The sequence below is a fragment of the Aestuariivirga sp. genome, assembly GCF_037139295.1.
GTDB lineage: Bacteria > Pseudomonadota > Alphaproteobacteria > Rhizobiales > Aestuariivirgaceae > Aestuariivirga.
The window spans coordinates 1-7888 of record NZ_JBAXGR010000128.1 but is presented as its reverse complement, the minus strand read 5'-3'; the positions used below and the strand labels follow the sequence as shown (position 1 = coordinate 7888).

Here is a 7888-nt window from a genome sequence, read left to right as displayed (position 1 = left end):
GTCGCCACGCTCTTGTGATTGAGCAGGCGGCTGACAAGCGCGTATTCGCCCGGGCGGCGGTCAAGATAGAGCTTCGCGGCAATGTGCCTGAACAGGTGCGGATTGACCGGAAGCCCCAGATAGGCCTGAACCCGCTTGGTGATCTGCACACCAAGCGTAGAGGGCTTCTTCGGACCGCCCTGTTCACCCGGGAACAATGCTGTCGTGGGAACCTCCGCCAGCAGGTCGCGATAGTCCATGCAGTACCAGGCGATGAGGTCGGCAACCTCACCCGGCAATTCCAGTTGATACGGGCGGCCGTTCTTGACCTCCTCACCCGGGATGAGCACGTAGACGCGGTTTCCCCGCTCGACGAGATGCTGCTCGAGATCGAGGCTGGAGAGGTTCTGGATCCGGATAGGCACCGCCTGGAGGATGGCGATGGCAACGGCAAGCTGGGCCGTGACCGCGTCCACGACGGTCTTGTGCGTGCTTCCCCTCACTTCGCCAGCAAGCCGCTGGGGCAGCCCCAGGAACCTCTGCACGACGTCCGGATCATTGAAGTGCATCAGTCGCCTGCGGTTCTTCTCCGTCAACCCGGTAGACATGGGAGACAGCCGAGCAGCAATCTTTCTGATCTTGGTGAGATCGTCGTCATCAACCTTGACCCAGTGCTTCGCAGCGGCCAGCAAGGTATTTGCCATGTTGAATGCACCTGCCCGGTGCACGCTGTCACCCCGGTGCAGGACATGTTCGAGGATAAGCTTGATTGGCTCCAGCCGGACCAAATCCCCGATTGTGCAGATCGTGTTGGCAGCAACGCCCGCGGCGACCAGCGCCGAGGCCGCCGCCCGCATTTGGTAGTCACGATTGGCCAAGGTTGAAGGCCTCAGGGCTCGCAATGGACCATCTTCGTCGATGATCTCGCCACCCAAGATCTTCAAATAGGCATAGACGTCAGCCTTCAGGCTTGGGGGAAACATGTCCCAGGGCAGCACGTAGACTGTCCGCTTGTCCTCGCGGGGGATTACAATCTGCGGCCAGCCAGCCACCTCTCCAACAAGCCTGTTCCAGCACCAGACAACCCCGTCCCAGGTCTTCTCCGGCGTCGACCGCAGCCGGTTCTCGATGATGGCGTCGCGGAACGCTTCAAGATCAGCAAGGGCCACATCCGACGGCTCGACACCCCGGCCGGACATAAATCTGAGAAGAGCGCTCAGTCGGTACCAGTTCGAGCGCGGCAAGGGCTCCGCCAGGGCCTGCCAGGAAGGCGAGACCGGACCTTGTTGAGCCGACGGCATCACCTTGGCCTTCAGCTCAATTGCCCGATTCAGCAGCGCCCGGACGTTGTTCCAGCGTAACCGGCTCATCCCTAAACTCTCGGGTGCCACCTCATCCAGGCGGCGGCGCAGGAGCTTGACGTTGAGCGGGATGTCGCCCGGTTCAGCCCCCAGCGCCTTGGCAGCCGTCCTGATGGCGCTGGCGCAGTCGCGCTTGCGGGTCGCAGGCCAGTCTGTCCCAGCAACAGCAGTCAGAAGATCGGCAAGGGTGGCTTCGGGACTGGGCATGGCGGCCTCGTGATGACAGGAGCGGACAGTAGTAGAAATTCGTGATTATAACAAGATAATTATGCAGGTTTATTTGTATAATATGTAATCACGACATGATCGTAAGTATCTGTTTTACAATGCATATTACTCCTATTCTTCGAGTGCTACTCTGCGCGGAATCCGGACCAGGCGGCCAACTCGGATGTGGGGGATTTCGCCGGCTGCAAGACGCCGGCGCAGGGTCCTGACGCTGACGCGCAGGACCGAAGCGGCCTCGGTAACCGTCAGGAATTCAGGCGAACCGGACGTCGTTTCAGGGTTCGGGCTGTAAGCCGTTCTCTCTGGACTGGCGACACGCCGGCGCACCCATTCTGGCAGGACACCCCGACCAACCTCGTCAGCCGTCGCAGGTGACCTAACTTTGAAACGCTCGAGAGAGGAGCTGCCTGGATTGGGTTCGGCATTGCCGTGGGCGCTCTGGGCACCCTTGCTAATGGGACGTACAGGAGACCGGGATTGCTGACGTGTCATCCCTCGCCACTAGACGAAGACGGGTTCCCACAAATCCCCACAACCTTAGCCAAGATAGGCAGAGTTTTGGGGTTGAAGCATGCTTCGAACTCAAACCGTATCCAACGAACGAACCCATCCTACTCAAGTGTCCGATTCCCGTAGGGAGCACCAGACCCGGTGGCTAGCATGAGCCGTCCATTGGGCCGTCCCCGGAAGCAACCTCAATTGTTGGGAGGTTTCGGGAAGGGCCGAGTTGTATCAAACATGCCATTTGGTGGAGGGAGAGAGCCTGGCAGCTAACTCTCTCCCGGTAGAGGGGCGAAGCCTGCCGTACCATTGCGGAAATTGTCAATCAGTAGCGTTTACGCAGGACTACGCCCCTTCACGCCACTTACAGAATAGTTGGGGTTTCACTTGGACGCCTTAGGCGGTTGACGGTTTAAGCCCGAGTGTGATGCTGTCATAAGCCCCATGAGGCCGCGAGGTAGTAAGATTACGAAGAGCGCGAGAATGAGGCCCAGGCCAATGTCGCGCCAATCTCCAAACTCACGCATCCCCTCGTCTGCCAGCATCAGTATTGCCGCGCCAAGGAGTGGCCCCCATACCGTTCCCATGCCCCCGACGACGATCATGGAGAGCAGGAACAGCAGCATAGCGATCGAGAACACAATGGGGCCCACCACACCGAATTGCGCTGCATAGAATGCGCCGGCAAGTCCGGTGAAGAAGGCCGACAGGCTGAACACCCAGAGCTGATACTTGAACCTGCTGATGCCGCGCGACGTGGCATATCCCGGATTGTCCCTGAGCGCCTGGAAGGCGAGACCAAGTGGGCCGCGGATGATCGCGATCGAGAAGACCACCGCAAGGACCGCGAGGAACAGACCCACATAATAGTGCCCGATGTACCACTTCGAGCCCAACAGGCCGCGGAACCCGAGGTCACCGAAGCGCGAGAAGCCCCGCACGCCGCCAAACAGCGGCATGCACCCCGAGGGCGGATTGGTGAAGCATTCCGTATCGTTCACAACTACGAGATAGATGACCTGCGCGATCGCCAGTGTAAGGAGTGCCACGTAGGGGCCCCTCAGCCTGAGGCAGGCGAGTCCAATCAAGGCGGAAACGACCACGGTCACAAAACCTGCCACGGGCATGGCGAGCAGAATCGGAATTCCGAAGTAATAACCAAGCATGGCGGTGGCATAGGCCCCGACCGCGAACAGCGCCATCTGCGCCAGCGAGAAGATGCCAGCGACACCCAGCACCAAATTCCACTGCGACACGACCATGGCCCAGATGAAGAACAGCGTCATCTGGGTAATGATGTAGCGCGTGCCAATGAACAGCGGCACCAGAGCGAGGAGCCCCGCAAGCGCCAGCGCGATCAGGATGTCCCGCGTTCTCGCGCTCACAGCCGCACCACCTGCGCACGGCCGAAGAGACCCGCCGGCCGCCAGATCAGCACCGCGATGACGATAAGCAGCAGGATGGCGAAGCTGTACTGCACGCCGAAGACATATTGGATGACGGCCTCGAGAAGCCCCATTGCCAGTGCCACACCCGCTGCGCCATAGACATTGCCCAGCCCCGCCACGACGCAGATGATGAAGGCCTTGAGCATCGGATCACCGCCCATGTTGGGCAGGAGCCCCGAAAGCGAGGAGATCATAATGCCGGAGACGGCCGCGAGTGCTCCCGAGATCGCCAGCACCTGGGCATAAACCCGGCCGATGCGGATGCCCATCAGTTGTGCCGCGTCACGATTCTGCGCGGTGGCGCGGATTGCCCGGCCCATGCGCGTATTGTTGAGCAGCAGCGCCACCATGACCATCATGAGGACCGAGACGGCGAAGATGAGGATGTTCTGGTTCGGAATGTGCACGCTGCCGATAACGATCGCACCCTGAAGATTTAGAGGCTGGGCCACGGGCTGCGGCCCGAAGGTGCGCATGATGACATTCTCCAGCACCGCGCCGAGGCCGATGGTGGCAATGAAGATCTGCGTCTCGAAATTCCGCGAGGCCAGCATGGGCCTTGCCGCCAGGTGATAGATGAGAAGCCCGGTGATGCCACAGACAGCCATGGCGACCGGCACCGCGAGCACGGCCGGAAGGCCGAGCGCCGTCATCGCGTAGAGGCAGACATAGCCCCCGAGCGCCAGAAGCGCCCCGTGTGACATGTTCAGCATGTTGAGCGAGCCGTAGACCAGGGCGAGGCCGATGGTTGACACGGCATACATGGCGCCGAGTGTCAGGCCGGACGACAGGATCTGGACGAGCACATCCATCGGTTCAGCCTCCAAGATAGGTGCTGAGGATTTCGGGGCGCGACATCAGCTCCGCGCCGGTGCCCGACCAGGCGAAGCGGCCGTTGTCGAGCAGGTAAAGGTGGTCGGCGAGTTCGGCGATGCGCGTGGCGTTCTCCTCGACGATCAGGATGGTGCGGCCGGAGGCGCGCAGCGCCCCGATCACAGCGTAGATCTGGTCGATCACGATGGGTGCCAGGCCCAGCGACGGCTCGTCCAGCATCAGCAACCTGCCGCCGGCCATCAGGCCGCGCCCGATACCCACCATGCGGCGTTCGCCGCCCGACAGCGTGCTGGCCGTCTGCCCGCGCCGCTCCTTGAGCTTGGGGAGAAGGGTGAAGACCTCCTCGAGCCGTTGCCTCTCGAGAGCCGCGGCGCCGGGGAGATAGGCCCCCATCCGCAGGTTCTCCAGCACCGTCATCTCGGGGAAGAGAAGGTCACCCTGCGGCACGTGGACGATGCCTGCCGCCACGATCTCGTCGGGGCGCATGCGGTCAATCCTTTCGCCATGAAGGCTGATAGAGCCGGCACGGCATGGAACGAGGCCGGACACAGTGCGGAGTAGCGTCGTCTTGCCATGACCATTAGGCCCGATGAGTGCGGCGAGCACGCCTTCGGGAATGGAGAGCGAAACGTCCCGGATGACCAGGTGCTGGCCATAGCCGGAGGCCACGTTCTCAAGGGTGAGCGCATGCGCCATCAGGCCCGCTCCCCCATCAGCTTCCCCAGCCGCTGGGATGCGCCTTCGCCGAGGTAGACGTCGATCACTGTCCGGTCCAACATGAGGCCTCTGGGAGACCCCTCATAGATGCGCTCGCCATGATGCATGATCATGACCCGGGTCGAGAGCTGCACCAGGAAACGCATCACGTGCTCGATCAGGATGATGGTGACGCCGGAGGCGGCGATGGTGCGCACCACCGTCATGATCTGGTCCGTTTCCTTCGGGCTTAGGCCGCCCACGGGCTCATCCAGCAGAAGGAGCCGGGGCCTGGTGGCTAGGGCGCCCGCAAGCATCAGGAGCTTGCGGTCGAGCACGGGGAGCGCGCCAGCCGTCCTGTCGTCCTTGCCCGTGAGTCCCACGGTGGCCAGCGCCTCGCTGGCGTAGGCCTCCACCTCAGCACCGACGGAGAGTCCCGAGAAGCGCCGATTCTCGCGGCCGAAATAGGCAGCAACCCGCACATTGTCGCGCACGCTCAGGGAGTCGAAGCAGGCGTTCAGCTGGAAGGTGCGGGCAATACCGAGGTGGCAGACGGCTTCCGGCGGCAGCTCCGTGATGTCACGCCCGGCGAAGGTGACGGTTCCGCCCGTGGCCGAGTTCAGACCCGAGATCACGTCGAACAGCGTCGTCTTGCCAGCACCATTGGGGCCGCCGATGCCGAGGACCTCGCCCTCGGCCAGTTCGAAGCTCAGATTGTTGACCGCCGCGAGGGCACCGAAGTGCTTGGACACTCCGCTGCAGGTCAGCAATGCCGGTCTGGCGGCGGTCACGCGTCACATATCCGGATCAGGCCTTCATCCACGGCGGCAGGACGAATTTTGTCGTGTCGTAGGGAGCGGGCGCGATTAGCAGCCCGCTCTTTGCCGGATCCTGGATCTGCAGGAACTGGTGCGGCATGCCGAGCGAAGGGTCCTTGGTCTGCGTCGGGAAGCTATAGGCCGACTGCTCGCCGGGAACGAAGCGCGTAGTGCCGGTGACACCGCGCCAGATCATGGCGCGCATGCGCTCTGCTACCTTGCGGTTCTGGGCTTCGTTGCCGGGCTCGCCCGTGCCGCCCGCAAGTGCTGCCGCGGTGGCCCACACATAGCATCCGTCCTAGGGCTGGGCGCCAGAATTATGCCCGGCATTTTCGCCGAACTTCGCCTTGTAGCGCTGCTCGAACGCGGTCCCGATCTCGTCTTGCAGGGCGCCGACGACGGTGGCGTAGACCACGCCCTTGGAGGCATCCTTGGCGATCTCACGGAATGCAGGGATCGACGGTCCGTACTGCATGTAGACCAGCGAGTTCGTCGGGTTCGGTGCGAACTGCACCATGAACTGCGCCAGGTCGGCAGGCAGGAAGTGCGTGACGCAGATGACCGCCGGGGGATCCTGCCGGATTTTGGCGAGCGTCGGGCCCCATTCGGAGATCGGTACGCTGACGGTTTCGAACAGGCTGATCTCCCAGCCGAACTCGGTCGCCTTCTCCTTCACCGCATTGGCGATGTTGGCGGAGTAGACGCCGGCGGAAAGGATCACCGCCATCTTGTTGTTGGCCCGCTTGTAGGAGCCGCCCTCCTCGAGCTGCTGCACGAACTTCAGGAAGCCAGGCCCATACCAATACTCCGGCGGATCGCCCTGGAAGGAGCCGAAGTAGCGCTCGGTATCGGACTTCACGAGGTTGTTGTGACCGATCGTCGTATCATAGTGTACGTAGATGACGCCGCTGTCCGCGATCACGTCCTGGATCGCGGCACCCGAGCCGATGTTGTAGCCGTTGATTACGGCATGCACGGCGTGACGATCGATGAGCCGCTGCACCGCCTGCACATTGGTCGCATCACCCATCTGCTTGGTGTCTTCGAAATAGGGTTCGAGCGGTCGGCCAAGAATACCGCCCAGCGCATTGATCTCCTCGCAGGCAAGCGTAAGCCCGTTCTTGAACTCGACGCCGTCGGCCGCAGCGAAGTCGGTGAGCGGTGCGGCCTGGCCAACGGGGATGGGCTCGCCTGCTGCGCGTGCGCCGTCGTTGATGGCAGCAAGCATGGCGGCGCTGCCGCCCAGCGCGGCGGCTCCCTTGAGAAAGTTGCGGCGACTTGGAATGATGTTCGGCTTCGACAGCGTCGTGGTCATGATCTTCCTCCCAGCTGATTTGTTGTCGACGATCTAGATAAGCACGATGAACTTATGCAATCCCCGCAACGAGGCGCGCGGCCTCCGCGATCGCCTGCTGCTGATGCGTCTGCAGCGCTTGCTGGCCCCAGTTCGACATCGGCAGCTTCCACGGGTCCTCAACGGCGGTACGAATTCCGGTGAGCTCCTCGAGGACGGCGAGGCCGCAATAAGGAACATACATCTGCGAGTAGCCGCCTTCATGCGACATTACCAGGCGGCCGCCGCAGAGATCGTCCGCCGCCTTCATCAGGATCTTCGTCATAGCGCGATAGCCCTCGGAGGTTACCATCATCCGGCCCAACGGATCGACGCCTGATGCATCGAAGCCCGAGGGGACGACGATCATCTCCGGCTTGAAACGATAAAGGGCTGGGATCACCACCTGCTCGAAGGCGGCGATATATGCGCCATCGCCTGAGCCCGGGGGCAGCGGGATATTGAGGTTGTAGCCCTTGCCCGCGCCCTCGCCCGTTTCGGCAAGGCTGCCGGAGCGATCCGGAAAAAGGTTGTCCTGGTGGAGCGAAATCGTCAGCGTCTTGGGGTCGGAATAGAAGATCGACTGCGTGCCGTTGCCGTGGTGCACGTCCCAGTCCACGGTGGCGATGCGTCCAAGCTTGTGGGCGGCCCGGCAATGGGCGATGGCGACGGCGACATTCGCGAACAGGC

At 62.3% G+C, this 7888-nt stretch carries 7 protein-coding genes and 1 pseudogene; all 8 read right to left on the bottom strand.

What is annotated here, in order from left to right:
* The coding region (locus WCJ41_RS18935) for a site-specific integrase (RefSeq protein WP_336907397.1) at positions 1–1547 on the bottom strand (1547 nt) is incomplete at its 3' end.
* A 905-nt stretch (positions 1548–2452) separates the two neighbouring features.
* A complete protein-coding gene (locus WCJ41_RS18930) occupies positions 2453–3454 on the bottom strand; it encodes a branched-chain amino acid ABC transporter permease (protein WP_336907396.1) in 1002 nt (333 codons plus the stop codon).
* Positions 3451–4329, bottom strand: a complete 879-nt coding sequence (locus WCJ41_RS18925) for a branched-chain amino acid ABC transporter permease (protein ID WP_336907395.1) — start codon at positions 4327–4329, stop codon at positions 3451–3453. The genes WCJ41_RS18930 and WCJ41_RS18925 overlap by 4 nt, the downstream gene beginning before the upstream one ends.
* Positions 4330–4333: 4 nt before the next feature.
* On the bottom strand, positions 4334–5047 hold the full coding sequence (locus tag WCJ41_RS18920; protein ID WP_336907394.1) for an ABC transporter ATP-binding protein: 714 nt from the start codon (positions 5045–5047) through the stop codon (positions 4334–4336).
* A complete protein-coding gene (locus tag WCJ41_RS18915; protein ID WP_336907393.1) occupies positions 5047–5838 on the bottom strand; it encodes an ABC transporter ATP-binding protein in 792 nt (263 codons plus the stop codon). Before WCJ41_RS18915 ends, WCJ41_RS18920 begins: the two co-directional genes overlap by 1 nt.
* 16 nt (positions 5839–5854) lie before the next feature.
* Positions 5855–6151, bottom strand: coding sequence for a hypothetical protein (locus WCJ41_RS18910; RefSeq protein WP_336907392.1), 297 nt, complete (start codon positions 6149–6151; stop codon positions 5855–5857).
* 12 nt (positions 6152–6163) lie between these two features.
* Positions 6164–7180 carry an ABC transporter substrate-binding protein gene (locus tag WCJ41_RS18905; RefSeq protein ID WP_336907391.1) on the bottom strand — a complete coding sequence of 339 codons (1017 nt, stop codon included), beginning with the start codon at positions 7178–7180 and terminating at the stop codon, positions 6164–6166.
* A 52-nt stretch (positions 7181–7232) separates the two neighbouring features.
* Positions 7233–7888 (bottom strand): annotated as a pseudogene (locus WCJ41_RS18900) (class II histone deacetylase); the annotation flags it as partial.